Origin of the sequence: Pseudomonas sp. P129 (genome assembly GCF_020312195.1) — a bacterium.
Classification (GTDB): domain Bacteria; phylum Pseudomonadota; class Gammaproteobacteria; order Pseudomonadales; family Pseudomonadaceae; genus Aquipseudomonas; species Aquipseudomonas fragariae.
In genome coordinates this window covers 223,980-250,363 of the sequence record NZ_JAGPYS010000006.1, presented here as the reverse complement: position 1 = coordinate 250,363, position 26,384 = coordinate 223,980, and the positions used below count along the sequence as shown (strand labels likewise).

The 26,384-nt window shown below is 58.1% G+C and carries 24 protein-coding genes; 15 read left to right on the top strand and 9 right to left on the bottom strand.

Features of this window, described 5'->3' with window-relative positions; translation table 11 throughout:
- Positions 1 to 89: 89 nt before the first annotated feature.
- Positions 90 to 2,603 (bottom strand): glycosyltransferase family 2 protein, encoded by a 2,514-nt coding sequence (locus tag KBY02_RS16625; protein ID WP_412548789.1) that lies wholly within the window; start codon positions 2,601 to 2,603, stop codon positions 90 to 92.
- A gap of 283 nt (positions 2,604 to 2,886) precedes the next feature.
- Here KBY02_RS16625 and tcdA point away from each other — a divergent pair, with 283 nt between their 5' ends.
- A complete protein-coding gene (gene tcdA, locus KBY02_RS16620; protein ID WP_004406281.1) occupies positions 2,887 to 3,717 on the top strand; it encodes a tRNA cyclic N6-threonylcarbamoyladenosine(37) synthase TcdA in 831 nt (276 codons plus the stop codon).
- Here the strand turns inward: tcdA and KBY02_RS16615 are convergent.
- From KBY02_RS16615 to KBY02_RS16600, 4 genes are read right to left on the bottom strand one after another with little or no spacing between them, the layout of a single operon-like run.
- On the bottom strand, positions 3,708 to 4,115 hold the full coding sequence (locus KBY02_RS16615; protein ID WP_024639896.1) for a SufE family protein: 408 nt from the start codon (positions 4,113 to 4,115) through the stop codon (positions 3,708 to 3,710). The two genes, tcdA and KBY02_RS16615, sit on opposite strands and share 10 nt — an antisense overlap.
- A complete protein-coding gene (locus KBY02_RS16610) occupies positions 4,112 to 5,317 on the bottom strand; it encodes an aminotransferase class V-fold PLP-dependent enzyme (protein ID WP_024639897.1) in 1,206 nt (401 codons plus the stop codon). The genes KBY02_RS16615 and KBY02_RS16610 overlap by 4 nt, the downstream gene beginning before the upstream one ends.
- Positions 5,318 to 5,376: 59 nt before the next feature.
- Positions 5,377 to 6,411, bottom strand: coding sequence for a 2,3,4,5-tetrahydropyridine-2,6-dicarboxylate N-succinyltransferase (dapD, locus tag KBY02_RS16605; RefSeq protein WP_024639898.1), 1,035 nt, complete (start codon positions 6,409 to 6,411; stop codon positions 5,377 to 5,379).
- Between the two features lie 47 nt (positions 6,412 to 6,458).
- Positions 6,459 to 6,806 carry an ArsC family reductase gene (locus KBY02_RS16600; RefSeq protein ID WP_003314287.1) on the bottom strand — a complete coding sequence of 116 codons (348 nt, stop codon included), beginning with the start codon at positions 6,804 to 6,806 and terminating at the stop codon, positions 6,459 to 6,461.
- Positions 6,807 to 7,038: 232 nt separating this feature from the next.
- On the opposite strand from KBY02_RS16600, the gene KBY02_RS16595 reads away from it, so the two are divergent.
- Complete coding sequence (locus KBY02_RS16595; RefSeq protein ID WP_024639899.1) at positions 7,039 to 7,269, top strand: hypothetical protein; 231 nt, start codon at positions 7,039 to 7,041, stop codon at positions 7,267 to 7,269.
- Positions 7,270 to 7,361: 92 nt separating this feature from the next.
- On the opposite strand, the gene KBY02_RS16590 is transcribed toward KBY02_RS16595, so the two are convergent.
- The 4 genes from KBY02_RS16590 to map form a co-directional block, all read right to left on the bottom strand.
- Positions 7,362 to 8,210 carry a matrixin family metalloprotease gene (locus tag KBY02_RS16590; RefSeq protein ID WP_024661000.1) on the bottom strand — a complete coding sequence of 283 codons (849 nt, stop codon included), beginning with the start codon at positions 8,208 to 8,210 and terminating at the stop codon, positions 7,362 to 7,364.
- Between the two features lie 131 nt (positions 8,211 to 8,341).
- Positions 8,342 to 9,535: a succinyldiaminopimelate transaminase gene (dapC, locus tag KBY02_RS16585; RefSeq protein WP_058822132.1), complete on the bottom strand. Its 1,194-nt coding sequence runs from the start codon at positions 9,533 to 9,535 to the stop codon at positions 8,342 to 8,344.
- A 51-nt stretch (positions 9,536 to 9,586) separates the two neighbouring features.
- On the bottom strand, positions 9,587 to 12,283 hold the full coding sequence (locus KBY02_RS16580) for a [protein-PII] uridylyltransferase (protein WP_116828483.1): 2,697 nt from the start codon (positions 12,281 to 12,283) through the stop codon (positions 9,587 to 9,589).
- 65 nt (positions 12,284 to 12,348) lie between these two features.
- The gene (gene map / locus KBY02_RS16575; RefSeq protein ID WP_003391089.1) at positions 12,349 to 13,131 is read right to left on the bottom strand and encodes a type I methionyl aminopeptidase; all 783 of its coding nucleotides are present in this window, start codon (positions 13,129 to 13,131) and stop codon (positions 12,349 to 12,351) included.
- Between the two features lie 313 nt (positions 13,132 to 13,444).
- Between map and rpsB the strand changes: the two genes are divergently transcribed.
- The 13 genes from rpsB to lpxA all read left to right on the top strand — a co-directional run bounded on the left by rpsB (position 13,445) and on the right by lpxA (position 26,384).
- Positions 13,445 to 14,188 carry a 30S ribosomal protein S2 gene (gene rpsB, locus KBY02_RS16570; RefSeq protein ID WP_003314293.1) on the top strand — a complete coding sequence of 248 codons (744 nt, stop codon included), beginning with the start codon at positions 13,445 to 13,447 and terminating at the stop codon, positions 14,186 to 14,188.
- 190 nt (positions 14,189 to 14,378) lie between these two features.
- Positions 14,379 to 15,242, top strand: coding sequence for a translation elongation factor Ts (tsf, locus tag KBY02_RS16565; protein WP_003415531.1), 864 nt, complete (start codon positions 14,379 to 14,381; stop codon positions 15,240 to 15,242).
- Positions 15,243 to 15,447: 205 nt separating this feature from the next.
- Positions 15,448 to 16,188 carry a UMP kinase gene (gene pyrH, locus KBY02_RS16560; protein ID WP_003339591.1) on the top strand — a complete coding sequence of 247 codons (741 nt, stop codon included), beginning with the start codon at positions 15,448 to 15,450 and terminating at the stop codon, positions 16,186 to 16,188.
- Complete coding sequence (gene frr / locus KBY02_RS16555) at positions 16,188 to 16,745, top strand: ribosome recycling factor (protein ID WP_004657953.1); 558 nt, start codon at positions 16,188 to 16,190, stop codon at positions 16,743 to 16,745. Before pyrH ends, frr begins: the two co-directional genes overlap by 1 nt.
- 16 nt (positions 16,746 to 16,761) lie before the next feature.
- The gene (uppS, locus tag KBY02_RS16550) at positions 16,762 to 17,517 is read left to right on the top strand and encodes a polyprenyl diphosphate synthase (protein WP_003314296.1); all 756 of its coding nucleotides are present in this window, start codon (positions 16,762 to 16,764) and stop codon (positions 17,515 to 17,517) included.
- Entirely contained in the window at positions 17,517 to 18,332 is an 816-nt protein-coding gene (locus tag KBY02_RS16545; RefSeq protein ID WP_003415535.1) for a phosphatidate cytidylyltransferase, read from the top strand. The genes uppS and KBY02_RS16545 overlap by 1 nt, the downstream gene beginning before the upstream one ends.
- Positions 18,329 to 19,519 carry a 1-deoxy-D-xylulose-5-phosphate reductoisomerase gene (gene ispC, locus KBY02_RS16540; protein WP_004406255.1) on the top strand — a complete coding sequence of 397 codons (1,191 nt, stop codon included), beginning with the start codon at positions 18,329 to 18,331 and terminating at the stop codon, positions 19,517 to 19,519. The genes KBY02_RS16545 and ispC overlap by 4 nt, the downstream gene beginning before the upstream one ends.
- Before the next feature lie 117 nt (positions 19,520 to 19,636).
- The gene (rseP, locus tag KBY02_RS16535) at positions 19,637 to 20,989 is read left to right on the top strand and encodes a sigma E protease regulator RseP (protein ID WP_004406254.1); all 1,353 of its coding nucleotides are present in this window, start codon (positions 19,637 to 19,639) and stop codon (positions 20,987 to 20,989) included.
- A 74-nt stretch (positions 20,990 to 21,063) separates the two neighbouring features.
- On the top strand, positions 21,064 to 23,454 hold the full coding sequence (gene bamA / locus KBY02_RS16530; RefSeq protein WP_096135100.1) for an outer membrane protein assembly factor BamA: 2,391 nt from the start codon (positions 21,064 to 21,066) through the stop codon (positions 23,452 to 23,454).
- A gap of 45 nt (positions 23,455 to 23,499) precedes the next feature.
- Positions 23,500 to 24,003 (top strand): OmpH family outer membrane protein, encoded by a 504-nt coding sequence (locus KBY02_RS16525; protein ID WP_003314303.1) that lies wholly within the window; start codon positions 23,500 to 23,502, stop codon positions 24,001 to 24,003.
- A gap of 2 nt (positions 24,004 to 24,005) precedes the next feature.
- Complete coding sequence (lpxD, locus tag KBY02_RS16520) at positions 24,006 to 25,061, top strand: UDP-3-O-(3-hydroxymyristoyl)glucosamine N-acyltransferase (RefSeq protein WP_096135099.1); 1,056 nt, start codon at positions 24,006 to 24,008, stop codon at positions 25,059 to 25,061.
- 109 nt (positions 25,062 to 25,170) lie between these two features.
- A complete protein-coding gene (gene fabZ / locus KBY02_RS16515; RefSeq protein WP_002554719.1) occupies positions 25,171 to 25,611 on the top strand; it encodes a 3-hydroxyacyl-ACP dehydratase FabZ in 441 nt (146 codons plus the stop codon).
- Positions 25,608 to 26,384 (top strand): acyl-ACP--UDP-N-acetylglucosamine O-acyltransferase, encoded by a 777-nt coding sequence (lpxA, locus tag KBY02_RS16510; RefSeq protein ID WP_003314305.1) that lies wholly within the window; start codon positions 25,608 to 25,610, stop codon positions 26,382 to 26,384. The genes fabZ and lpxA overlap by 4 nt, the downstream gene beginning before the upstream one ends.

Genomic DNA, 26,384 nt, shown 5'->3' with positions numbered 1-26,384 from the left:
CCGGTAGCAAGACTTTGGGCGCGAAAAGGCGGATATCTTAAAGCAAAACGACGACCTGAGGCCGTCGTTTATCGTGCCCGGTGGATAGGTCAGGTTGTCGGCAGTGCCGGGCGGTTTGCGCGTGCCGACAAGATAGCCATGGTTATGGCTGCAAGATAAGGGAGTGATTGTGCGAACAGCATGGTTATCCAGAAACCGGAATTCGTATCGATGGATGCCCTGCCTGTGAGCAAAAGCACAATCGCGATCCAGGAGATCGCCAAGGTAGACAGTTCTTCCCTTACATCGAGCAGGTTTTGTCCGATCCGGTTTGCAGAGGTATGTTTGGGCGTTCTGTAGAAAGGCATCGCCGAGGTGAAAAGCCCCGCCAGCACTGCCTTGCCCAAGGTCGGATAAAGCGCCATGCCGGCCAGTATCGCCGCCAGTGCCTCTTTGATGTGTGTGCTGACCAACTGCCGGTAAAGCACAATCATCTTGAACGAGCGCAGGGCAAACATCAGTATCAACGACGTGGAAAATATCCATGGCAGCGGCCCGAAAGTCTCGGGCTTAAGGATCATTGCCATCGACCAGGCCAACGCAGCCAGCGTTAACAGATAATTCATTCCTTCTGCCACCCACGGCATCCACCCCGCGATGAAATGGTAGCGTTGCATCGCGCTCAGGGACGCGCAATTTCCTGCAATCAGGCTTCCGGCGTGCCGCTTGACTATCTGCATAGCTCCATATGCCCAGCGATATCGTTGTTTCTTGAAGTCCATGAACGTATCGGGAGTCAGCCCTTTGCCATAGCTGATAGCGGCGTAACCAGTGGAGAAACCACTTTCAAGCATACGCAGGCCAAGTTCGGCGTCTTCGCATATGCACCATTCCGCCCAGCCCAGTCGGTCCAGTGCTGATCGGCGGATCAGTGTCATGGTGCCGTGCTGGATAATTGCATCGTGATTGTTACGGATCACCATGCCGATGTTAAAAAAACCTCGGTACTCGGCCTGACAGCAACACTTGAACAGGCTTTCGTGACCGTCGCGATAATCCTGCGGCGATTGAATGACTGCAACCTTCGGGTCCGTGAAGTGGGGCACCATATGTTTGAGCCACTGTCGATGGACGCAGTAATCAGCGTCGATGACTGCCACTACCTCTGCGTCTTCAGCGGTATGTCTCAGGAGGTAGTTGAGCGCACCCGCTTTGAATCCGGGAAGTGGACTGACATGAAAAAACCGGAACCGAGGGCCGAGCTGCTGACAGTATCGCTCGATAGGCTTCCAGATGGCCGGGTCCTGAGTATTGTTGTCGATAACCAGCACCTCGAAGTCCGGGTAGTCCAGCGTTTGCAACGAGTCGAGAGTCCGTTTCACCATGTCCGGAGGTTCGTTGTAGCACGGAACATGCAGGGAAACTTTCGGGGCGGGACCAACAGGACGATGGACGGGGCTGAAAGAGCGTGGGGTGTCCGGTCCCCAGCAGGCTTCGAGGAATTCGTGCGTTTCGATACCCATGTAAGTCAGCACGCTGGCAGCCCAGATAAAGACGACAGGCAGCGCGAGCCAGGCGGGCAGTGGCTGTGAGTAGTGCATGCCGAACCCTGACAATGCGCAATAAGCCAGCACGATTATCAAGGCGCCTGCAGGCCACGACTCCGGTTTAAGGCGGGTGATAAGCCTGAGTATTTCCGAGAGCATGTTGACCGGCATTTTTACCGGGCCGTTGACGTGCAGTTTTAATCTGCGCTTTGCATCGAACAAACCCCAATTAGGCCCGGGCAGACCTTCTTCAGTCTTCCAGTGCTGGTCGAAGGCTTCTATCACGAAATAGTCATGGCCGTGCTGATCCAGTAATGGAATCTGGTTGCGCAGGTATATCGAGTGCTCTGCGTCAGAGGTCGTCATCCGCCTCTTGGCGATGGCCTTGCTCGGCCAGCCAATCTCGGAAAGTATGAGGGGGGTGTCGGGGAATCTCGTTCTCAGTTCGTTCGCGTGTGCCAGAGTGATCGCGGTCGCGTCCAGCGCTGAAACGCCTTCCCAGAAAGGCAAAATATGGGCGGCAATGAAGTCGACATGCCTGACGAGGTCCGGCGTCTCGTACCATTGTGTCCATATCTCGGAGGTCGAAACAGGCACATTGACGGCGCGTCGTGCGGTCTGCAGATAGTGAATAAGCAGATCGATGGGAACATCATCACGAAACAGGACTTCATTTCCCAAGACCAGGCGTTGCACGCTGGAGTAACGGTTGGCGAGTTCGATCCCTGCATTTATTTCCTCGATATTGTGCGTTTCATCCTCTGTTATCCACACGCCAAGCGTGACATTCATGCCCAGTGCTTCGGCGAGTTCGGGGATATGCATCAATGTCCCTTCCACCGAGTAAGTCCTTATATTCCGTGTAATGCTTCGAAGTAGCAGCAGGTCTTCTCTTATCTGATCACGCGTCGGAAAAATCTGTTTGTAGGGGCTTTGGCCCGGTCGAAAAGGGGCGTAGGCCACGCCAGAGATCATTGCAGGCCAGTTGGGCGGATAGTTGAGTCTGGTTTTAAAAAGGTTTGTCGGCCAGGTGCCTGTATTGTTTGAATTTTCATCCATGTTTGAAATGTGCTCCATGCTTGTTGCACTGGTGCCGCGAGTTCCCTTCGCGTTGGTTAACCTTAGTCGCCCTCGTTCATTGCCGTTTGCAATGCTTAGACTCTTTTCCTCGGGCGTTTCCAAAAACGGAATGGCGTTTAGGCAGTGGGCGTTGATCGCGTTCTAAAATCATTATTTTTTACTTCCCTTGAGTCTCTGGGTCAGTTCGTCAACGGACAAGGACCTTGCCTGCCGGGAACAAGTCAGGTGTCTTGCCGTCGACAAACCCCTATAATGCGCGCCGGTTTTTGAGGTATTGATCATGAGCGCAGAAGATCCGCGGTTCGCTGGTATCGCCCGTCTATATGGCATCGAAGGGCTGGCACGCCTGCGCGCGGCCCATGTGGCGGTGGTGGGTATCGGCGGGGTGGGCTCCTGGGCGGCGGAAGCCATGGCGCGCAGTGGTGTGGGCGAGATTTCGCTGTTCGACATGGACGATGTCTGTGTCAGTAACAGCAACCGTCAGTTGCATGCGCTCAGCAGTACGGTTGGCCAGTCGAAAGTCGAGGTGATGGCTGAGCGTATCCGTGCGATCAACCCCGATTGCATCGTGCACGCGGTGGCTGATTTCGTCACCCGCGACACCATGGCCGAGTGCATCACCCCGGACATGGACTTCGTCATCGACTGTATCGACAGCGTCAACGCCAAGGCTGCGCTGATTTCCTGGTGCAAACGACGCAAGATTCAGATGGTCACCACCGGCGGGGCGGGCGGGCAGATCGATCCGACCCTGATTCAGATCGCCGACCTGAACCGCACCTTCAATGACCCGCTGGCCTCCAAGGTGCGTTCGACCCTGCGTCGGGATTATGGCTTTTCACGCACGCCTAACCGTCACTACAGCGTGCCTTGCGTGTTTTCCACTGAACAACTGCGCTACCCCAAGCCGGATGGCAGTATTTGTCTGGAAAAGAAATTCGTCGGCGAGGGCGTAAAGCTCGATTGCGCCGGTGGTTTCGGTGCAGTGATGATGGTGACTGCGACCTTTGGCATGGTTGCCGCTACCCGTGCGGTAGACAAGCTGGTGGCGGGCACGCGACGGCCTTCGGAGCGGATCAAGCCAGCGCTTGTAACACCCGATCAGGCTTGAGTCAGCTGGCGCATCTTCTGCAGTACGGCATTCAGGCCGTTGCTGCGCGAGGGTGAGAGCTGGCGGGCGAGGCCCAACTGATTGAACCAGCCAGGTAAATCCACGGCTGCCAGCTCCCGGTCCGACAGGCCGTTGACCCGCGCCAGCAGCAGCGCCACCAGACCGCGAATCAGTCGCGCGTCACTGCCGGCCCGAAACAGCCAGGCATTGTCGCTGACTTCACCGGTCAGCCAGACCTTGCTTTCACAACCGTGTACCAGGTTGTCGTCGGTCCTTTCTTCGTCACTCAGCGGCGCAAGTTGATCACCCCATTGCATCAGCAGGCGTGCGCGCTGTTCCCAGCCTTGTGGCCGGGAAAAACTGTCGAGCGCAGTTTGCGCCAATGGCGGCAGACTCATCGAAGCAGCTCCAGTGCCTGATCCAGTGCGCTGAAGAACTGCAGCAGATCGTCCGAATCGTTGTACAGCGCCAGTGACACGCGAATCGCGCCGGGCAGGCCAAGGGTCTTGAACAGCGGCATCGCGCAATGATGACCGGCACGTACGGCAATGCCCTGTTCGGTCAGCAGGTGAGCCACATCAGCATTGTGAACATCGTCGACGACGAAGCTGACCAGTGCCAGATCCGGCGAGCCCAGAACCTGGATGCCATCACGCTGTTGCAGGCCCTCAAGCAGGCGACGGTGCAGTCTGGCTTCATGTTCTGCGACCGCCTGATGATCGAGGCTGTCCAGATAGGCCAGCGTAGCGCCCAGACCGATCACACTGGCGATGGGCGGGGTGCCGGCCTCGAAACCCAGGGGTGCCGGACGAAATTTCGCGTGCTGATAATCGGCTGTCAGCACCATCTCGCCGCCGAACTGCCAGTGCGCGAGGCTGGGCAGCGCCTCGTTGCACCCGTAAAGCACGCCGAGTCCTTCCGGGCCATACAGTTTGTGGCTGGAAAACACATAAAAATCGCAGCCCAGCGCCTGCACATCGTGGCGTCCGTGCACCACGCCCTGTGAGCCGTCCACGACGGTAATGGCGCCTTGGGTCTTGGCAAGTGCGATAAGACGAGCGAGCGGTTGCCAGGTGCCGAGCACGTTGGAGAGCTGGGTGACGGCGAGCAGACGTGTGCGCGGTCCGATCAGGTTGGCTGCCGCGTCGCAGTCGATCACGCCATCGATATCCAGCGGCAGAACCACCAGTTTCAGGCCGCGACGCTGAGCCAGTTGCTGCCATGGCAGCAGATTGGCGTGATGTTCCAGCGCGCTGATGGCGATTTCGTCGCCCGCCGCGAATTCATGTTCCAGCCCGTAGGCCAGCAGGTTCAGCGCAGACGTCGCGCCGTGAGTGAAGATGATCTGGCCGTTCTCGCCGGCATTCAGCCAGCGGGCGGCCTTGCCACGGCTGGCCTCGAACGCTTGAGTGGCGTGTGCGCCGGGCAGATGCTGGGCACGATGCACATTGGCGGCACCGTTGGCATAGTAATGAGTCAGGGCGTCGATCAGCGCCTGGGGCTTTTGCGTCGTGGCGGCGTTGTCCAGATAAGTCTGGCCTTGCCGTTGCAGGGCGGCGATGGCGGGGAAGTCGCCACGCCAGGGAGAGAAGAGGGGCATTGTTCGTCCAGCGTGTGGAGGCGGGTTCAAAGCCAGCAGCCTTGAACCCGCACACAGCATCAGTTATGAGCGTGCAGTGCTTCGTTCAGCTCGACGGCCGACTTGTGGGTTTTGCATTCCACCGCGCCGGTCTGAGAGTTGCGACGGAACAACAGGTCGGTCTGACCCGCCAGCTCGCGGGCCTTGACGATCTTGACCAGCTCATTGTTTTCGTCGAGCAGCGCGACTTTGGTACCTGCGGTCACGTACAGGCCCGACTCAACGGTGTTGCGATCACCCAGCGGGATGCCGATGCCGGCGTTGGCACCGATCAGGCAGCCTTCACCGACCTTGATGATGATGTTGCCACCACCGGACAGCGTACCCATGGTCGAGCAGCCGCCGCCCAGATCCGAGCCCTTGCCGACGAATACGCCAGCGGAAACGCGGCCTTCGATCATGCCCGGGCCTTCGGTGCCGCCATTGAAGTTGACGAAGCCTTCGTGCATGACCGTGGTGCCTTCGCCGATGTAGGCGCCCAGGCGCACGCGAGCGCTGTCAGCGATACGGACGCCGCTCGGCACGACGTAATCGGTCATTTTCGGGAATTTGTCGACCGAGAACACTTCCAGCAGCTCGCCCTTGAGGCGTGCTTCGAGCTGACGTTCGGCCAGTTCGGCCAGATCGACCGCGCCCTGGCTGGTCCAGGCCACGTTTGGCAGCAGGGGGAAGATACCTGCCAGGTTCAGACCGTGCGGCTTGACCAGACGGTGCGACAGCAGATGCAGCTTGAGGTACGCCTCGGGAGTCGACGTCAATGTGGCGTCTTCAGCCAGCAGGGTCGCGACCAGTGGCTTCTGGCTTTCGGCCAGACGAGTCAGCAGTGCGGCTTGAGTAGCGTCCACGGATTTGGCCGCTTCGGCCAGCTTGTAGGCCATGTCGACATTAAAGGTGATCGCCTGGTTGCCGCCGGTGTAACCCAGAACCGGTGCGATAGCCGCGACCAGTTCCGCAGAAGGATTGATCAGAGGCTGAGCATAAAATACTTCAAGCCATGCGCCTTGACGATTTTGGGTGCCGACGCCGAAGGCCAGGCTGAACAGGGTGGTGGACATGTAAATACCTCGTGGCTTTATCAAGGGGCTTTCAGTAGCGCTCTGGCTTACTGTAAAGCCGCTGCATACAGGTCAGGCTTGAAGCCGATCAGGGTTTTATCGCCCAGATCAAGCACCGGGCGCTTGATCATGGACGGCTGCGCGAGCATCAGTTCTATGGCTTTCGCCTGGTCGAGATCGGCCTTTTGTCCGTCTTCGAGCTTGCGAAAGGTCGTGCCTGCGCGGTTCAGCACAACCTGCCATCCGTGTTCATTGCACCACTGCTCGAGGTGCTCACGGTCGATGCCCTGGGTCTTGTAGTCGTGAAATTCGTAGCTCGCCGAATGCTCATCGAGCCAGGTACGAGCCTTTTTCATCGTGTCGCAGGCTTTGATGCCAAATAGAGTGTAAGTCATTGTTTAAGGTGGGGTGGCTGATCTTGCTCGATACTCCCCACGTCCTCTCCTCGCAATTTAGCCGGCTATTATGCCACGTCAGTCCGTTCAGTGTCGTGACAGCGCCGGTACGGTGACTGAACGAAAACTAGATAATAAGGCTAACCATCATTAAGAAAACTTCACCCGCTCATGCTTGAGTGGCTGGCCGCTGCGCGCAATTATTACCCTTCATTTGAAGTTTGGGTGCGTTATGTCTGAGCAAGAGAAGAAGCGTCAGGATGCGCTTGTCCGGCAACGTTATTACAGGGAGCGTCAACGTGCCGAGGGATTCAAGCAAAGTACCATCTGGATTCACGGTGAAGCCGAAGCTCAGGGCCGGCTGGCTGCCCGTGAAGGAAAGCCGTTGCTGCCCATGCAGTCTCATGACCCCGTCAGCTGGGCAGTCGGCTGGGTGGCTGAAAAGCTGCGGACCCGACAGTAGTCAGCACTTTTTCGGGCGGTCACGCCACACGTTGGGGACGTATGGCGCGCTGTTGATTGCCGCATGATCAACACGTGTCAGGACGCTCTCCGTCAGAGCGTTTCAAATTTCGAGTTGCCACGGTCCGCGTAGATAGCGCCCATCACGGCGATATCATTGCTGCTGAGCGTCTTGCCCACATTGATGATCTCGAAGTCGCCGAGGGTCAGGCCGTTGGGGATATCGAAATGCATGACCGAATCACGGTCGTAAGCCGAGTGGTGGAAGTCTGCGGCCTCGTACCTGTCGAAAAAATTGGTATTGATCTCTTCGTCACTCAACCCGGTTTGCGAAAGCAGTGAGCGCAAGAGCGGCTCGTTCCAGGGGATGTTTGCCTGCGGATGCTGATGCTCGTGAACCGCGCCCAAGGCGTGCCCGAATTCATGCAGTACGATGCGCGTCAATTCCGGCATCGGCTTCAGGTCCGCCGTGTACAGCTCTTTTAGGTTGAACTCCATCGTAGCCTCATCAGGTCCGGCCAGCAGGGTATCGGTGCCTATGGCGCTCCAGTTCAGATGTTCATTGAAGCCGATTCGGATATCACTCGCCCCGTCCGTCACGAACTCGAATTTCAGGTTTATGTGCGGCAGCCACTTGCGGGCGGCCTCGACGATGGGTGCTGTCAGGCTGGCAGGAGGATTCTTCAAAAAAAGAACTTTCAGGGTTCGCCCGCGAGCCCAGTATTTGCTGAACGAAACCAGCAGGCGCGCCTGGCGACCTGACTGACTGGTGTCGGCGCCGGTTTCCGATGGGTAAGCAGGGGTGATCGGCGCGTTGGCGGGGTTTTCGCGAATCGCTGCATCATACGAAGCCTGGTGATTTCCAGCGCTGCGCATGCAGCAGGATGCGGGCAGTTTTACGCCTTGGGTAACAGCGGGTGCGGTCATGGGAGTGGCCTTCATGGTAGTTCGCTTCGTGTCTCGAAGCATTAAAAATGAAGGGTGAGGGTACGTTCACGCAGGGGGCTGGAGGTGGTAACTAATTACCCCGCCGCACATTGCATGCGGCGGGACGATTTTTTTGGATTCGGCTTTTACTTGCTCAGGAATGCGCGGATACGTTCGGCCGCTTCGATGCATTCGGCCAACGGGGCCACGAGCGCAAGACGCACCCGGCCTGCGCCAGGGTTGACGCCATCCACTTCGCGGGAAAGGTACGAGCCCGGTACTGCAGTGACGTGCTGATCGACGAACAGATCGCGGCAAAATGCAGCGTCATCGGTACCGACGTTCGGCCACAGGTAAAAGCCGCCGTCCGGGCGTTGAACGTCGAGCACCGGGGTCAGGATGTCGAGCACCGCAGCGAACTTTTCCCGGTACAGATCACGGTTGGCGCGTACGTGCTCTTCATCATTCCAGGCGGCGATGCTGGCCAGTTGAGTCTGAACCGGCATGGCGCAGCCGTGATAGGTGCGATACAGCAGGAAGGCCTTGAGGATCTGGGCGTCACCCGCCACAAAACCTGAGCGCAGGCCCGGCAGATTGGAACGCTTGGACAGGCTGTGGAAGACCACGCAGCGTTTGAAATCCTCGCGGCCCAGCTCGACGCAGGCGCTGAGCAGGCCCGGTGGCGGAGTCTGCTCATCGAAGTACAGCTCGCTGTAGCACTCGTCCGCAGCAATGACAAAGTCATGTTCGTCGGCCAGGGCGATGAGCTTTTTCAGGGTTTCAACCGGAATCAGTGCCCCGGTCGGGTTGCCTGGTGAGCACAGAAAGAGGATCTGGCAACGCTTCCAGATGTCCGGGCTGACGGCATCGAAATCGGGATTGAACCCGTTATCGCTCAGGCATGGCAGGTAGTGCGGTTGGGCTCCGGCCAGAAACGCGGCGCCTTCATAGATCTGGTAAAACGGATTCGGGCTGATCACCAGGCCGTCATCACTGCGATTGACTACGGTCTGGGTGAAGGCGAACAGCGCTTCGCGCGTGCCGTTGACCGGTAATACATTGCGCGCCGGATCGAGCCAGCCCTGTGGCACGCCGAATCGGCGGCTGCACCAGCCGGCAATGGCTTCGCGCAGCGCAGGAATACCCAGCGTGGTCGGGTAAACCGCCATCTGATCGAGGTTGTCTGCCAGTGCTTTGGCAACGAAATCGGGAGAGCGGTGCTTCGGTTCGCCGATGGACAGTGCTACCGGACGCTTTTCCGGGTTGGGTGTCACGCCGGCCAGCAAGGCGCGCAGCTTCTCGAAAGGGTAAGGCTGAAGCAGTTGCATGGCGTTATTCATGGAACGTGTTCCTCAATGAGCTGCGTTGAGTCGATTCGTATGGCCGAGTATTCATATGCTGATCCGCAAATCGTTGCCCGGCTCTGAGTTGACGCTCAGTTGCTTGACGATCGCATCCTGCAACTGGCGGCACAGTTGTGGATCGGACAGCGGGTGATTGTCGGCGTCGGTGATGAAGAATACGTCTTCCACGCGTTCGCCCAGCGTTGCAATCTTGGCGTTCTGCAGGGACAGGTCGAACTCCAGGAAGATCTTGCCGATGCGCGCCAGCAGGCCTGGACGGTCCGGTGCCAGCAACTCGAGTACCGTCACCGGACGCTGGGCGTCGTTATGAATGGTGACTTGCGGTGCGAAGGCAAAGTGCTTGAGCTGACGTGGCACGCGGCGCTTGATGATTGTCGGGTAATCATCCGGGTTGCGCAGGGCTTCGGTCAGGCCTTCGCGGATGTCCTGAATGCGCTCCGGGTTGTTGCCGATCGAACCGCCCTCATGGTCGAGGACGATGTAGGTGTCGAGTGTGAATTTGCTGCTGGAAGTGATAATGCGTGCGTCGTGAATGTTCAGGTTCAGCTGGTCCATCGCCGCCACGGTAACCGCGAAGAAGTCATGCTGATCCGGGGCGTAAATGAAGATCTGCGTGCCGCCCTCGAATTCACGCTGCGTGGTTTCCTTGATCAGCACCAGCGGACCGCCGTCGGCTGGTTGCTGCAGAATCGCATCGCTATGCCAGGCCACGTCGCCGGCGGTGTGGCGCAGGAAGTAATCATCGCCCAGTGCTGACCAGAGTTGCTCGACGTCATCAGGATCGGTGCCGTTGCGTACCAGAATATCCAGTGCGGCAGTCTGTGTGCGGCGAATCTGTTCTTCGCGGTCGACCGGGTTTTCCAGGCCGCGGCGCAAGGCCCGCTTGGTCTCGGTGTACAGCTGACGCAACAGGCTGGCGCGCCATGAGTTCCAGAGCGTCGGATTGGTCGCGTTGATGTCGGCGACGGTCAGCACATACAGATAATCCAGATGCACTTCGTCGCCCACGAACTGGGCAAAGTCGTGGATGACCTGCGGATCGGAAAGGTCCTTGCGCTGGGCGGTGGTCGACATCACCAGGTGGTTGCTCACCAGCCAGACAATAAGCCGGGTGTCCCAGGCAGGCAGATGATGGCGCGCACCGAACGCCTGCGCATCGATGGCGCCCAGCTCCGAGTGATCACCGCCACGACCCTTCCCGATGTCGTGATAAAGCCCGGCCAGGTAGATCAGCTCCGGCTTGGGCAGGCGGCCCATGATCTTGCTGGCCAGCGGAAATTTCTCGGACACTTCGGTGTATTGCAGCTTGCGCAGGTGCTTGATCAGATTCAGCGTGTGCGCATCGACGGTATAAATGTGAAACAGGTCATGCTGCATCTGGCCGACGATATGGCCGAACTCCGGCAGGTACAGGCCGAGAATGCCGTAGCGGTTCATCCGCCGCAGGTTGCGGTGGATACCGATTTCGCACTTGAACAACTCGATGAACAGGCTGGTGTTACGAATATCGTTGCGGAACTCGTCGTTGATCAGGTGCCGATGTTCACGCAGCAAGCGAATGGTGTCGGCACGTACACCCTTTATTTCCGGATGCTGGGCCATGAGCACGAAGATTTCGATCATGGCAAACGGGGTGCGCTTGAAGACGTTCTGGTGGGTGGCTTCTATATAGCCATCGTGCAGCTGAAAGCGTGAATTGATCGGCTGTGGTGTGCCGCTGTCGTCGGAAAGAATCACTTCTTCGAAATGCTGGATGATCAGATCGCTGAGTTCGGCGATGCTCATGACCACCCGGTAGTACTTCTGCATGAAGCGCTCTATGGCCAGCTTGGCATCATTGTCTTCATAGCCCAGCAACCCGGCGATGCGTACCTGATAATCGAACAGAAGCCGGTCCTCGGAGCGTCCGGCCAGCATGTGCAGCGCGTAACGCACTTTCCACAAAAACTCTTGGGAGGACGCGAGCAGGGCGTTTTCGCTGCCCAGCAGGAAGCCTTCGCCTGCCAGTGCGTGCAGGTTCAGCGTGCCGTACTGACGCCGCGCGACCCAGAGGATGGTCTGAATATCGCGCAGGCCACCCGGAGAGCCCTTGACGTTGGGTTCCAGGTTGTATTCGGTGTCGTTGTACTTGTGGTGGCGTTTTTTCTGTTCCGCGTGTTTGGCGAGGAAAAACTCCTTGCTCGGCCACATATGCTCGGTGCTGGTGACCTCCAGCATGCGCTGGCGCAGGTGTTCGGGGCCGGCGATGGTGCGACTTTCCATCAGATTGGTGATCACGGTCAGGTCGGCGCGGCCTTCCTGTGCGCACTCGTTGACCGAGCGTACGCTTTGTCCGACTTCCAGGCCGATGTCCCACAGCAGGGTCAGAAACCGCTCGATAGGCTCGCGGAAAACTTCGTGGTCATCGCTGTCCAGCAGGATCAGCAGATCGATGTCCGAGTAAGGATGCAGCTCGCCGCGCCCGTAGCCACCCACTGCCAGAAGCGCGATATCGGCGTCTTCACTCCATTCGAACTGATCCCAGGCCTTTTGCAGGATGTTATCGACAAACCATGCCCGGTCCTCGATCAGTCGTCGAATGTCACGGCCCGACCTGAAGCGCTCATCAAGGACGTCTCTCGCTCGGCGGATGGCCTTCTTGAACGCAGCGATGGGGCTGGCTTTCAAGGCCAGTTCGGCCTGGAACTGGCCTCGATCGAACAAGTCTGGATCTACTTGCGGCATTGAGCAGTATTCCTCGTGTCGGGCTGTGCAGGTGACGGGCGGGCGTTCAGCCGGGCATGATCGGGTCAGGGAGCCTTTTGGGCAATGGTGTCATCGCTGCGCAAGGTGAAGATTTCGTAACCGTCAGCGGTCACCAGCAGCGTGTGCTCCCATTGCGCCGAGAGCTTGCGGTCCTTGGTGATCGCCGTCCAGCCATCGCCGAGAATCTTGGTTTCAGGGCGACCCTGGTTGATCATCGGTTCGATGGTGAAGGTCATGCCTTCCTGCAACTCGATACCGGTTCCGGCCTCGCCAAAGTGCATCACCTGCGGCTCTTCATGAAACACCTTGCCGATGCCATGGCCGCAGAACTCACGAACCACGGAGAAGCCGTTCTTTTCAGCGTGTTTCTGGATGACGGCACCGATGTCACCCAGGCGAGTGCCGGGTTTGACGATTTCGATGGCCTTGTACAGGCACTCCTGAGTTACCTTCGACAGGCGCTCGGCCCATACCGGAACGGTGCCGACATGGAACATCCTGCTGGTGTCGCCATGGTAGCCGTCCTTGATGACGGTAACGTCGATGTTCAGCGAGTCACCGTCCTTCAGCTTCTTGTCGCTCGGGATACCGTGGCAGACCACCTGGTTGATCGAGGTGCAGATCGATTTGGGAAAGCCCTTGTAGTTCAGCGGGGCCGGGATCGCCTTCTGTTCGTTGACAATATAGTCATGGCAAAGGCGGTCCAGCTCTTCGGTGGTCACACCGGGCTTGACGTGCGGCGCTATCATTTCCAGAACATCGGCGGCCAGGCGACCGGCGATGCGCATCTTCTCGATGTCTTCCGGGGTTTTGAGGGTGATGGTCATACGAATTCTCTCGGCGTGGCAGGCACGCGGTGGGTGCGCAAAGGCGCAATTCTATCAGACCACCGGTGCCGGGTAATCATCGCTTCCTTCTATAGGCCGTCCATGCAACTGCAAAGTCACCGCAAAACAAGCACTTGATGGGAGTTCCGTTCTCTTCCCTTTTATGATATAAAATGCGCCGCTTTCCAAGGTCCGTCCTTGAAGCACAAACCCACACACGTGTCGACACGATGACCTGGGTGCCCTTGGCAGATGCCATTGGTTGGTCATTGGGATACGTGGAGGCCTAACCCGACTTATCAAGGAACTATTTATGTCCCAAGTCAATATGCGCGATATGCTGAAGGCTGGTTGCCACTTCGGTCACCAGACCCGTTACTGGAATCCGAAAATGGGTAAATACATTTTCGGCGCGCGTAACAAGATTCACATCATCAACCTTGAAAAAACCCTGCCTATGTTCAACGAAGCGCTGACTTTCGTTGAGCGCCTGGCTTCGGGCAAAAACAAGATTCTGTTCGTCGGCACCAAGCGTTCCGCTGGCAAGATCGTTGCTGAAGAAGCAGCACGTTGCGGTTCGCCGTACGTCGACCATCGCTGGTTGGGCGGCATGCTGACCAACTTCAAGACCATCCGTCAGTCGATCAAGCGTCTGCGCGAGCTGGAAGTACAGGCTGAAGACGGTACTTTCGCCAAGCTGACCAAGAAAGAAGCCCTGATGCGTACCCGTGATCTGGAAAAACTGGATCGCAGCCTGGGTGGTATCAAGGACATGGGCGGTCTGCCGGACGCTCTGTTCGTTATCGACGTTGATCACGAGCGCATCGCGATCACCGAAGCCAACAAGCTGGGCATCCCGGTTATCGGCGTCGTCGATACCAACAGCAGCCCGGAAGGCGTTGACTACATCATCCCGGGCAACGATGACGCAATCCGCGCCATCCAGCTGTACATGGGTTCGATGGCTGATGCTGTTATCCGTGGTCGTAACAATGTTGCTGGCGGCACCGACGTCTTCGTCGAAGAAGCTCCAGCTGCAGCTGCTGTAGAAGGCTGAGTACAAACGCCTGGCGTTTACTCAGTACGCGAAAAGGGGGCTTAGCCCCCTTTTTGCCACCTAGGAAATGATTTGTCGGTCTGTAGCCATGACCTTGCTGTCATGTGTTGCTGCCACCCTGATTTTTCAAGAATTGCACGCCCGGCCTGTCGGGTGGAATGGTTGAAGACCTATCCAAGAGGATTTTGAAATGGCAGAGATTACTGCAGCGTTGGTCAAAGAACTGCGCGAGCGTACCGGCGAAGGCATGATGGATTGCAAAAAGGCCTTGACCAAGGCTGGCGGCGACATCGAAAAAGCAATCGACGACATGCGTGCTTCCGGCGCCATCAAGGCCGCCAAGAAAGCAGGCAACGTGGCTGCTGAAGGCGCTATCGCCATCAAGGACGACGGCAAGGCTGCTGTCATCATCGAAGTCAACTCGCAGACCGACTTCCTGGCCCTGCAGGACGACTTCAAGGCTTTCGTTGCTGCAAGCGTCGAAAAAGCCTTCGCTGACAAGCTGACTGATGTCGCTCCGTTGATCGAAGCACAGGAAGCTGCACGTCTGGTACTGGTCGGCAAGGTTGGCGAAAACGTCAACATCCGTCGCTTGAAGCGTATCGAAGGTGACGTCGTAGGTACTTACCTGCACGGCAACAAGATCGGCGTGGTAGTTACCCTCAAGGGTGGCGACGTCGAGCTGGCCAAGGATATCGCCATGCACGTCGCGGCAAGCAACCCCGAGTTCCTGTTCCCTTCGGAAGTTTCTGCCGAAGCGATCGAGCGCGAGAAGAATGTCTTCCTGCAACTGAACGAAGACAAGATCAAAGGCAAGCCAGCTGAAATCGTTGAAAAAATGGTTGGCGGTCGTATCACCAAGTTCCTGGCAGAAGCCAGTCTGGTCGAGCAAGCCTTCGTCAAGAACCCGGAAGTCAAGGTCGGTGATCTGGCCAAGAAAGCCGGCGCTGAAATCGTTTCCTTCACCTACTTCAAAGTAGGCGACGGCATCGAGAAGCCAGTTGATAACTTCGCTGACGAAGTGGCTGCTCAACTGGCTGCCGCCAAGCAGTAAGACGGTTTTTCAACTGTCGCCCCAAAGAGGCTGCCCGCTCACGCGTGCGGCCTCTTTGTCGAAAGGGAAAAGGAAATTTTCCTTGGAGATTGTGCTCACAAGGCTGCATTCTCCCGACGCGCGCAAAGCGTCAAGCTAAAGTAAGCGCAGGCTTGAAATAGCCCGCACAGATTTTTTTCAGAAAACGCCGCAGGAGAGATTCGCAATGGCTCAGCAGGGCAGTGGTTATCAGGCTCGCTATAAACGCATTCTACTCAAGCTTAGCGGTGAGGCCCTCATGGGCTCGGAAGAGTTCGGCATCGACCCGAAGGTGCTGGATCGCATGGCGCTGGAAGTCGGCCAGCTGGTCGGTATCGGCGTTCAGGTCGGTCTGGTGATTGGCGGCGGCAACCTGTTCCGTGGCGCGGCCTTGAGTGCTGCGGGCATGGATCGGGTGACAGGCGATCACATGGGCATGCTGGCCACTGTGATGAACGCCCTGGCAATGCGCGATGCGCTGGAGCGCGCTAATATCACTGCCATCGTGATGTCGGCCATTTCCATGGTGGGTGTGACCGATCATTATGATCGCCGTAAGGCCATGCGCCATCTCAGCGCCAAGGAAGTGGTGATTTTTGCCGCCGGCACCGGTAATCCGTTCTTTACCACCGATTCGGCTGCCTGCCTGCGCGCGATCGAGATCGACGCCGATGTAGTGCTCAAGGCCACCAAGGTGGATGGTGTGTACACCGCAGATCCGTTCAAGGACCCGAATGCCGAGAAGTTCGATCATCTGACCTACGATGAAGTGCTGGATCGCAAGCTGGGTGTGATGGATCTGACCGCAATCTGCCTGTGTCGCGATCACAAGATGCCATTGCGCGTCTTCAACATGAACAAGCCGGGTGCCCTTCTGAATATCGTCCATGGTGGCGCTGAAGGGACCCTGATCGAGGAAGCACAATAATGATCAACGAAATCAAGAAAGATGCTCAGACCCGTATGCAGAAGAGTCTGGAGTCGCTGACCCATGCCTTCACCCGTATCCGTACCGGCAAGGCGCATCCGAGCATCCTGGGTGGTGTGATGGTTCCTTACTACGGCGCCGATACCCCGCTGAGCCAGGTGGCCAACGTGACCGTCAAGGACTCGCGTACCCTTCAGGTCGTGGCGTTCGAGCGCAACATGCTGGCGGCTGTCGACAAGGCCATCCAGAGCTCCGGTCTGGGCTTCAATCCGACCAACCTGGGTGAGTTGCTGCTGATCTCCATGCCGGCGCTGACCGAAGAAACCCGCAAGGGCTTCACCAAGCAGGCGCGCGATGCTGCAGAAGATGCCCGTGTGGCCGTCCGTAACATCCGCCGTGACGCCTTGAGCCAGTTGAAAGACCTGGTCAAGGAGAAGGAAATCAGCGAAGACGAAGAGCGTCGTGCGGCTGACGACGTACAGAAGCTGACTGACAAGTTCGTGGCGGAAATCGAAGTTGCGGTCAAGCAGAAAGAAGCCGATCTGATGGCTGTTTAAGGTTTCGGACGCTTTCATGGAAAAGATAAAACCGGCCGTGCCGTCTTCGGTGCCGCGCCATGTTGCGATTATCATGGATGGTAATAATCGCTGGGCCAAGAAGCGCCTGCTGCCAGGCGTTGCAGGCCATAAGGCCGGCGTCGATGCCGTGCGGGCCGTTATCGAGGTCTGCGCCGAAGCGCGGGTCGAAGTGCTGACACTGTTCGCGTTCTCCAGTGAAAACTGGCAGCGCCCGGCCGAAGAGGTGGGTGCGTTGATGGAGCTGTTTTTCACGGCGCTGCGCCGTGAAACCAAGCGCCTGAACGAAAACGAGATCAGCCTGCGAATTATCGGCGACCGCTCACGCTTTCATCCTGAGCTTCAGGCTGCCATGCGCGAGGCGGAAGTGCGCACCTCCGGCAACAGCCGTTTCGTGCTGCAGATCGCTGCCAACTACGGTGGGCAGTGGGACATCGCGCAGGCTGCCCAGCGGCTGGCGCGTGAGGTTCAGGCCGGGCACTTGCAGCCGGAGGACATTACTCCTCAGTTGTTGCAGACCTGCCTGGCCACCGGCGACCTGCCGTTGCCGGATCTGTGCATCCGCACCGGCGGCGAACACCGCATCAGCAATTTTCTGCTTTGGCAGCTGGCCTACGCCGAGCTGTACTTCTCCGACCTGTTCTGGCCGGACTTCAAACACGATGCCATGCGCGCCGCGCTGGCAGATTTCGCTTCTCGCCAACGTCGCTTCGGTAAAACCAGCGAACAGGTAGAAGCTGGAGCCCGGGCTTAATGCTGAAACAACGGATCATCACGGCACTCATTCTGTTGCCGATCGCCTTGTGCGGGTTTTTCCTGCTGACCGGCATGTACTTCGCCCTGTTCATCGGGGTGGTCGTCGTTCTGGGTGCCTGGGAATGGGCGCGGCTCGCAGGTTTTGCCGCGCAGTCGATGCGTATCGGCTATGCGGCTGTGGTCGCTGTTCTGCTTTTCCTCATGTACCTGCTGCCAGGGCTGGAGCCCTGGGTGCTGGTTGCTGCCGTCATCTGGTGGGGTGTGGCGACCTTTCTGGTCCTTACCTATCCGGACTCCAGCAGTCACTGGGCAAGTGCAGCGTGCAAGCTGGTCATCGGCCTTCTGATTCTGCTGCCTGCATGGCAGGGTCTGGTCCTGATCAAGCAGTGGCCACTGGGTAACTGGCTGATTCTGTCGGTGATGGTGCTGGTCTGGGCCGCCGACATCGGCGCTTATTTTTCCGGCAAGGCTTTTGGCAAGCGCAAGCTGGCGCCCAAGGTGAGCCCTGGCAAGAGCTGGGAGGGCGTATATGGCGGTCTGGTGGTCAGTCTGGGCATCACCGCAGCAGTAGGTTTTTCCCGCGACTGGACGGTTGCGCAGTTCATCGCGGCGCTCTTTGGTGCGGCGGTGATCGTATTCATCTCGGTGATTGGCGACCTGACCGAAAGCATGTTCAAGCGCCAGTCCGGGGTCAAGGACAGCAGCAATCTGCTGCCTGGACACGGCGGAGTACTGGACCGCATCGACAGCCTGACGGCGGCCATTCCGGTATTTGCCGTTCTGCTCTGGGCCGCTGACTGGGGTGTCATGTGAGTGGTCCGCAACAAATCACCATTCTGGGCGCAACCGGTTCCATAGGGCTGAGCACTCTGGATGTGGTCGCCCGTCATCCAGCGCTTTATCAAGTGTTCGCGCTCACCGGTTACAGTCGTCTGGATGAATTGCTGGCCTTGTGCATCAGGCACACACCGCAGTACGCCGTAGTGCCGGATCAGGTGGTCGCTCGCAAACTGCAGGACGACCTGGCAGCGGCCGGGCTCGATACCCGGGTGCTGGTCGGCGAGGGCGGTCTGTGCGAAGTGGCCGCAGACCCTCGGGTCGATGCAGTCATGGCCGCCATTGTCGGGGCTGCCGGCTTGCGCCCGACCTTGGCTGCGGTAGAGGCGGGCAAGAAAGTATTGCTGGCCAACAAGGAAGCGCTGGTCATGTCCGGCGCCCTGTTCATGCAGGCTGTTCGGCAAAATGGCGCTGTGCTGTTGCCCATAGACAGCGAGCACAATGCGATCTTCCAGTGCCTGCCCGGCGATTTCGCTCGCGGGCTGGGTGCCGTTGGCGTCCGGCGGATCATGTTGACTGCCTCGGGCGGGCCGTTTCGCGAAACGCCGCTGGAGCAGTTGCAGAATGTCACGCCGGAGCAGGCCTGTGCCCATCCGGTCTGGTCGATGGGGCGCAAGATCTCCGTCGATTCGGCAACCATGATGAACAAGGGGCTTGAGCTGATCGAAGCCTGCTGGCTGTTCGATGCGCGGCCGGATCAGGTCGAGGTGGTCATTCACCCGCAAAGCGTGATTCACTCGCTGGTCGATTATGTCGATGGCTCGGTGCTGGCTCAATTGGGCAATCCCGACATGCGTACGCCCATCGCCAATGCATTGGCATGGCCTGCGCGTGTAGACTCTGGCGTTGCGCCACTGGACCTGTTTCGTATCGGTCAGCTTGATTTTCAGGCGCCGGACGAGGAGCGATTCCCTTGCCTGCGGCTGGCCCGACAGGCGGCAGAGGCTGGAGGCAGTGCACCTGCCATGCTCAACGCGGCCAATGAAGTGGCCGTCGCGGCATTCCTCGATGGGCGTATCCGCTACCTGGAAATCGCCGGTATTATCGAAGAGGTTCTGGATCATGAGCCTGTCACCGCGGTCGAAGGGCTCGAAGCGGTGTTCGCCGCCGATGCAAAAGCGCGTTTGCTGGCGGGCCAATGGCTTGAAAGACACGGGCGATAGCGATCTGACAACCCGTCAGGATGTGAGTGAAAGGGTTGATGTGGTGCGTCAACGGCGGGCCTGGAGGCCTGCAATGATTAACACACTGGCCGACCAGTCGGTACCCGGAGAAGGCTGATGAGCGCTTTATACATGATTCTCGGCACCCTGATTGCTCTGGGTGTGCTGGTGACCTTCCACGAATTCGGCCACTTCTGGGTGGCGCGCCGCTGTGGCGTCAAGGTGCTGCGTTTCTCGGTAGGCTTCGGCACGCCTCTGCTGCGCTGGCATGACCGGCAGGGCACCGAGTACGTCGTCGCTGCCATTCCTCTGGGCGGCTATGTGAAGATGCTCGACGAGCGCGAAGGCAATGTTCCGCCCGAACTCGCTGACCAGTCGTTCAACCGCAAGACAGTAGGACAGCGCATCGCGATCGTGATTGCCGGCCCGACTGCCAATTTCATCCTGGCCATCGCATTTTTCTGGGTGCTGGCGATGATGGGCAGCGAGCAGGTGCGCCCCGTTATCGGCGCAGTCGAGTCCGGAAGCATCGCCCAGCAGGCTGGCCTGACGGCCGGACAGGAAATCGTTGCTGTCGATGGCGAGCCTACTTCGGGTTGGGCCGGGGTCAATCTGCAACTGGTCCGCCGTCTGGGTGAAAGCGGTACCATCGCGTTGAAAGTCAGGGACCAGGGTTCTACGGTCGACACGTCTCGTCAGTTGGTACTGAGTGACTGGCTGAGAGGCGCAGAAGAGCCTGATCCGATCAAGTCGCTGGGTATTCGCCCGTGGCGTCCGGCGCTGTTGCCGGTGCTGGCGGAAATCGATCCGAAAGGTCCGGCGCAGAGCGCAGGGCTCAAAACGGGTGATCGTCTCGTTGCGATGGACGGTCAGCCGCTCGATGAGTGGCAACAGGTTGTCGATCGGGTCCGCGAGCGTCCCGAAGCGAAGATTTCGCTGCGCATCGAGCGCGACGGGGTGCAAATGGACGTGCCGGTGACCCTCGCGGCCAAGGGCGAGGGCAAGGCTGCCGCGGGTTACCTGGGGGCTGGTGTGAAAGCTGTCGATTGGCCACCGGAAATGCTGCGCGAGGTCAGCTACGGGCCTTTCGCGGCGATGGCCGAGGGTGTGAAGCGCACCTGGAACATGAGTGTGCTGACCCTGGACTCGCTGAAGAAAATGTTGTTCGGCGAGCTCTCGGTAAAAAACTTGAGTGGACCGATAACCATTGCTAAAGTGGCGGGCGCTTCGGCCCAGTCGGGCATCGGAGATTTTCTGAACTTCCTCGCTTATCTGAGTATTAGCCTGGGTGTTCTGAATCTGCTGCCCATTCCCGTCCTGGACGGGGGGCATTTGCTGTTTTATCTGATCGAGTGGGCGCGTGGTCGTCCCCTTTCGGAAAAGGTTCAAGGTTGGGGGGCGCAGATCGGTATCAGTCTGGTAGTGGGCGTAATGTTGCTCGCGCTGGTCAACGATCTGGGCCGACTGTAAAGCGTTGCCGAGTTGCGAATCTGCCGCATTTTGCGGCAGTTTGTTTATTGCCAGTTGGAATAAGAAAGGACTTCATGAAACGTCTGCTGCTAACTGCGGTTCTTTCCGCACTGATGATCGCTGAAGTTCACGCCGAGTCCTTCACCATCTCCGATATCCGTGTCAACGGCCTGCAGCGGGTTTCCGCCGGCAGTGTCTTTGGCGCACTGCCGCTGAACGTAGGCGAGCAGGCGGACGATGGTCGTTTGGTCGATGCTACCCGTTCGCTGTTTAAAACCGGTTTCTTTCAAGATATCCAGCTGGGTCGCGACGGCAACGTGCTCGTCATCAACGTCGTCGAGCGCCCTTCGGTTGCGAGTATCGAAATCGAGGGTAACAAGGCCATTTCCACCGAGGACCTGATGAAGGGGCTGAAACAGTCCGGTCTGGCCGAAGGTGAGATTTTCCAGCGTGCCACCCTCGAAGGCGTGCGTAACGAGCTGCAACGTCAATACGTTGCCCAGGGCCGTTACTCTGCCGAGGTTGACGCCGAGGTTGTTCCTCAGCCGCGCAACCGCGTAGGCCTGAAGATCAACATCAATGAAGGCACCGTAGCCTCCATTCAGCACATCAACGTGGTGGGTAACAAGGTCTTCTCCGACGAAGACCTGACCGACCTGTTCGAGCTCAAGACCAGCAACTGGCTGTCGTTCTTCAAGAATGACGACAAGTACGCCCGTGAAAAGCTGTCGGGTGACCTTGAGCGCCTGCGTTCGTACTACCTCGATCGCGGCTATATCAACATGGATATCGCCTCGACCCAGGTGTCGATCACGCCCGACAAGAAGAACGTGTACATCACCGTCAACATCAATGAAGGCGAGAAGTACAGCGTCAAGTCGGTCAAGCTCAGCGGTGACCTGAAGGTCCCTGAAGATCAGGTCAAATCCCTGTTGCTGGTGCAGCCGGGCCAGGTGTTCTCGCGCAAGGTCATGACCACGACGTCCGAACTGATCACCCGCCGTCTGGGTAACGAAGGCTATACCTTCGCCAACGTCAACGGCGTGCCGACACCGAACAACGAAGACCACACGGTCGATATCACCTTCGTCGTCGACCCGGGCAAGCGTGCCTACGTCAACCGTATCAACTACCGCGGCAACACCAAGTCGGAAGACGAAGTGCTGCGTCGCGAAATGCGCCAGATGGAAGGCGGCTGGGCATCGACCTACCTGATCGACCAGTCGAAAACCCGTCTGGACCGTCTGGGCTTCTTCAAGGAAGTCAACGTCGAAACGCCACCTGTTCCTGGCACCGACGATCAGGTCGATGTGAACTACGCCGTTGAAGAGCAGGCGTCCGGTTCGATCACCGCCAGCGTCGGCTTTGCGCAAAGCGCCGGTCTGATCCTTGGTGGTTCGATCAGCCAGAACAACTTCCTGGGTACCGGTAACAAGGTCAGCATCGGCCTGACCCGCAGCGAATACCAGAGCCGTTACAACTTCAGCTACGTCGATCCGTACTACACGCCGGACGGTGTCAGCCTGGGTTACAGCGCGTTCTATCGCACCACCAACTACGATGACCTCGACGTTGATGTTGCAAGCTATGCGGTTGACAGCCTGGGTGCCGGTATCAACCTTGGCTACCCGATCAGCGAGACTTCGCGCCTGACCTACGGTCTGACCGTGCAGCAGGACGAAATCAAGACCGGCAAGTACACCGTTGACGAGATTTTCGACTTCGTCGAGAAGGAAGGCGACAAGTACCTGAACTTCAAGGGCTCGGTTGGCTGGTCTGAATCGACTCTGAACAAGGGTGTTCTGGCGACCCGTGGTCACTCGCAAAGTCTGGTGTTCGAATCCACCTTGCCGGGTAGCGACCTGTCGTTCTTCAAGCTGGATTACCGTGCTCAGTACTTCCACCCGATCACTGATAACTACACTCTGCGCCTGCACACCGAGCTGGGTTATGGCGACGGCTATGGTTCGACCTCGGGTCTGCCGTTCTACGAGAACTACTACGCCGGTGGCTTCAACTCGGTACGTGGCTTCAAGGACAGCACCCTTGGTCCGCGCAGTACGCCAAGCCGCGGAGAGGGCAATCCAGGTGGCAAGCCTGGAACGATAGCCGATCCGGACCAGGATCCACTGCCGTTCGGTGGCAACGCTCTGGTTCAGGGTGGCGTAGAAGTCATGTTCCCGCTGCCATTCGTCAAGGATCAGCGCTCGCTGCGTACGTCTGTTTTCTGGGACGTGGGTAACGTGTTCGACACCAATTGTGACTCGAAAAAGACCACTGCCAGCAACAAGACCGTAGAGTGCAACAACATCGACCTTTCCGGCATGGCCAGCTCTGTGGGTATCGGCGTCACCTGGATCACAGCACTCGGCCCGTTGAGCTTCGCGCTGGCGATGCCGATCAAGAAGCCGGACGACGAAGCCGAAACTCAGGTTTTCCAATTCTCCCTGGGTCAGACCTTCTAAGCGTCTGATCTTTGATAACGCAACGAATTTTGTAGGAGTTGTATTGTGCGTAAGTTGACTCAACTGGTAATGCTGGCCACCGTACTGGTCGCCAGCCCTGCATTCGCCGACATGAAAATTGCGGTACTTAACTATCAGATGGCCCTGCTGGAATCGGACGCTGCCAAGCGTTACGCAGTGGACGCCGAGAAGAAGTTCGGCCCGCAACTGACCAAGCTGAAAAGCCTGGAAAGCAGCGCCAAGGGTATTCAGGATCGTCTGGTCAGCGGTGGCGACAAGATGGCTCAGCCTGAGCGCGAGCGTCTGGAGCTTGAGTTCAAGCAAAAGGCTCGTGATTTCCAGTTCCAGTCCAAGGAGCTGAACGAAGCCAAGGCCGTTGCTGACCGTGAAATGCTCAAGCAGTTGAAGCCCAAGCTGGATCAGGCTGTAGAAGAAGTCATCAAGAAAGGTGGTTTCGACCTGGTCTTCGAGCGCGGTGCGGTGATCGACGTCAAGCCACAGTATGACGTGACTCGCCAGGTCATCGAGCGCATGAACCAGCTGAAGTAACCATGAGCATAACCATCAAGCTCGGCCAGTTGGCCGAGTTCCTTGGTGCCACGTTACGTGGCGACAAGGACAAGGACATCACCGGGCTGGCCTCTTTACAAGAGGCCGGCCCTGGTCAAATCAGTTTCCTGGCAAAATCCAAATACCGTCAATTCCTGGCCGATGCCCAGGCTGCTGCCGTGCTGCTCAAGCCCGCAGATGCCGACAGCTACGCCGGGGATGCGCTATTGGTCCCGGATCCTTATCTGGCTTATGCCCGCATTTCGCATTTGTTCGACCCCAAGCCCAAAAGCGTAGCCGGCGTTCATCCGACGGCAGTGATTGCCGAGGATGCATTGATTGATCCTGCTGCCAGCGTTGGCGCTTTTGCTGTGATCGAGAGCGGTGTGCGCATTGCAGCAGGTGTCACCATCGGTGCTCACTGCTTCATCGGCGCTCGTTGTGAAATCGGTGAAGGCGGCTGGCTGGCACCGCGTGTGACGCTTTATCACGATGTGCGCATCGGCAAGCGTGTGGTGATTCAGTCGGGTGCAGTGTTGGGCGGCGAAGGCTTCGGCTTTGCCAGCGAGAAGGGTGTCTGGCAGAAAATCGCACAAATCGGTGGCGTCACCCTGGGTGACGACGTCGAGATCGGCGTCAATACGGCGATCGATCGCGGTGCACTGGCTGACACACGCATCGGCAATGGCGTGAAACTGGATAACCAGATTCAGATTGCTCACAACGTTCAGATTGGCGACCACACGGCGATGGCTGCGTGTGTCGGCATTTCCGGAAGCACCAAAATCGGCAAGCATTGCATGCTGGCTGGAGGTGTCGGTCTGGTGGGGCATATCGAGATTTGTGATGGCGTTTTCATCACCGGCATGACGATGGTGACGCATTCCATCACCGAGCCGGGTTCGTACTCGTCCGGTACGGCCATGCAGCCGGCCGCCGAGTGGCGCAAGAGTGCAGCTCGTCTGCGCAAAATCGATGATATGGCGCGACGTCTGCAAAAGCTTGAAAAGGCCATAGAGACGGTGACCTGCGCTGATAATCGCTCATCTGATGGCTGATACCTTTTTAATATCAAGCGTGCTCAGTCGATAAACTGCCTCCTTGATGTAGAGGGGTGCTGCGCAGTCGCGACGCACTCCTAATCTTTACTACAGGCTTCCCCTCGAAATGATGGACATCAAAGAAATTCGCGAATACCTGCCTCATCGTTACCCGTTCCTGCTGGTGGATCGCGTGACCGAGCTGGATATCGAGAACAAGAACATTCGCGCCTACAAGAATGTCAGCGTCAACGAGCCTTTTTTCAACGGTCACTTCCCTGAGCATCCCATCATGCCGGGCGTGCTGATCATCGAAGCGATGGCACAGGCTGCAGGTATCCTCGCGTTCAAGATGCTCGACTCCAAGCCGTCGGACGGCACGCTCTATTATTTCGTCGGTTCGGACAAACTGCGTTTCCGTCAGCCGGTTCTGCCGGGCGACCAACTGGTTCTCGAGGCGAAATTCCTGAGCAGCAAGCGTCAGATCTGGAAGTTCGAATGCAAGGCTACCGTTGATGGCAAGGCAGTCTGCTCTGCCGAAATCATTTGTGCGGAACGCAAACTATGAGTTTGATTGACCCTCGCGCAATCATCGATCCGACGGCCGTTCTGGCCGACAATGTTGAGGTCGGCCCCTGGTCGATCATCGGACCCGGTGTGGAAATTGGCGAGGGTACAGTCGTCGGTCCTCACGTTGTCCTCAAGGGGCCAACCAGAATCGGCAAGCACAACCGCATCTACCAGTTTTCATCGGTGGGTGAGGACACGCCTGATCTGAAATACAAGGGCGAGGAAACCCGTCTTGTCATCGGCGATCATAACGTGATCCGCGAAGGCGTGACCATTCACCGCGGGACCGTTCAGGACCGTGCCGAAACCACGCTGGGCGATCACAACCTGATCATGGCCTATGCCCATATCGGGCATGACAGCGTGATCGGCAACCACGTGATTCTGGTCAACAATACTGCCCTGGCAGGCCACGTTCACGTGGATGACTGGGCGATCCTGTCCGGCTTTACCCTGGTCCATCAGTTCTGCCACATCGGTGCGCACAGCTTCTCCGGCATGGGCACTGCGATCGGCAAGGATGTACCGGCGTTCGTCACGGTCTTTGGCAACCCGGCCGAGGCGCGCAGCATGAACTTCGAGGGCATGCGCCGCCGCGGCTTCTCCGAAGAAGCCATTCATGCGCTGCGCAGAGCCTACAAGACGGTTTATCGCCAGGGGCTGACCATCGGTCAGGCGCTGGCCGATCTGGCAGAGCCTGCGGCGCAGTTTCCTGAAGTGGCCGTATTTCTTCAGTCCATTCAGACGTCGACCCGCGGCATCATTCGCTAA

What these genes read in the sequence shown, in the direction of transcription:
- dapC (WP_058822132.1), bottom strand. Translation starts at nt 9,535, where the DNA reads ATGAATAACGCCATGCAACTGCTTCAGCCTTACCCTTTCGAGAAGCTG.
- rpsB (WP_003314293.1), top strand. Translation starts at nt 13,445, where the DNA reads ATGTCCCAAGTCAATATGCGCGATATGCTGAAGGCTGGTTGCCACTTC.
- rseP (WP_004406254.1), top strand. Translation starts at nt 19,637, where the DNA reads ATGAGCGCTTTATACATGATTCTCGGCACCCTGATTGCTCTGGGTGTG.
- KBY02_RS16590 (WP_024661000.1), bottom strand. Translation starts at nt 8,210, where the DNA reads ATGAAGGCCACTCCCATGACCGCACCCGCTGTTACCCAAGGCGTAAAA.
- KBY02_RS16600 (WP_003314287.1), bottom strand. Translation starts at nt 6,806, where the DNA reads ATGACTTACACTCTATTTGGCATCAAAGCCTGCGACACGATGAAAAAG.
- fabZ (WP_002554719.1), top strand. Translation starts at nt 25,171, where the DNA reads ATGATGGACATCAAAGAAATTCGCGAATACCTGCCTCATCGTTACCCG.
- lpxD (WP_096135099.1), top strand. Translation starts at nt 24,006, where the DNA reads ATGAGCATAACCATCAAGCTCGGCCAGTTGGCCGAGTTCCTTGGTGCC.
- uppS (WP_003314296.1), top strand. Translation starts at nt 16,762, where the DNA reads ATGGAAAAGATAAAACCGGCCGTGCCGTCTTCGGTGCCGCGCCATGTT.
- KBY02_RS16545 (WP_003415535.1), top strand. Translation starts at nt 17,517, where the DNA reads ATGCTGAAACAACGGATCATCACGGCACTCATTCTGTTGCCGATCGCC.
- tsf (WP_003415531.1), top strand. Translation starts at nt 14,379, where the DNA reads ATGGCAGAGATTACTGCAGCGTTGGTCAAAGAACTGCGCGAGCGTACC.
- map (WP_003391089.1), bottom strand. Translation starts at nt 13,131, where the DNA reads ATGACCATCACCCTCAAAACCCCGGAAGACATCGAGAAGATGCGCATC.
- pyrH (WP_003339591.1), top strand. Translation starts at nt 15,448, where the DNA reads ATGGCTCAGCAGGGCAGTGGTTATCAGGCTCGCTATAAACGCATTCTA.
- KBY02_RS16580 (WP_116828483.1), bottom strand. Translation starts at nt 12,283, where the DNA reads ATGCCGCAAGTAGATCCAGACTTGTTCGATCGAGGCCAGTTCCAGGCC.
- KBY02_RS16625 (WP_412548789.1), bottom strand. Translation starts at nt 2,603, where the DNA reads ATGGAGCACATTTCAAACATGGATGAAAATTCAAACAATACAGGCACC.
- bamA (WP_096135100.1), top strand. Translation starts at nt 21,064, where the DNA reads ATGAAACGTCTGCTGCTAACTGCGGTTCTTTCCGCACTGATGATCGCT.
- lpxA (WP_003314305.1), top strand. Translation starts at nt 25,608, where the DNA reads ATGAGTTTGATTGACCCTCGCGCAATCATCGATCCGACGGCCGTTCTG.
- dapD (WP_024639898.1), bottom strand. Translation starts at nt 6,411, where the DNA reads ATGTCCACCACCCTGTTCAGCCTGGCCTTCGGCGTCGGCACCCAAAAT.
- frr (WP_004657953.1), top strand. Translation starts at nt 16,188, where the DNA reads ATGATCAACGAAATCAAGAAAGATGCTCAGACCCGTATGCAGAAGAGT.
- tcdA (WP_004406281.1), top strand. Translation starts at nt 2,887, where the DNA reads ATGAGCGCAGAAGATCCGCGGTTCGCTGGTATCGCCCGTCTATATGGC.
- KBY02_RS16615 (WP_024639896.1), bottom strand. Translation starts at nt 4,115, where the DNA reads ATGAGTCTGCCGCCATTGGCGCAAACTGCGCTCGACAGTTTTTCCCGG.
- KBY02_RS16595 (WP_024639899.1), top strand. Translation starts at nt 7,039, where the DNA reads ATGTCTGAGCAAGAGAAGAAGCGTCAGGATGCGCTTGTCCGGCAACGT.
- KBY02_RS16610 (WP_024639897.1), bottom strand. Translation starts at nt 5,317, where the DNA reads ATGCCCCTCTTCTCTCCCTGGCGTGGCGACTTCCCCGCCATCGCCGCC.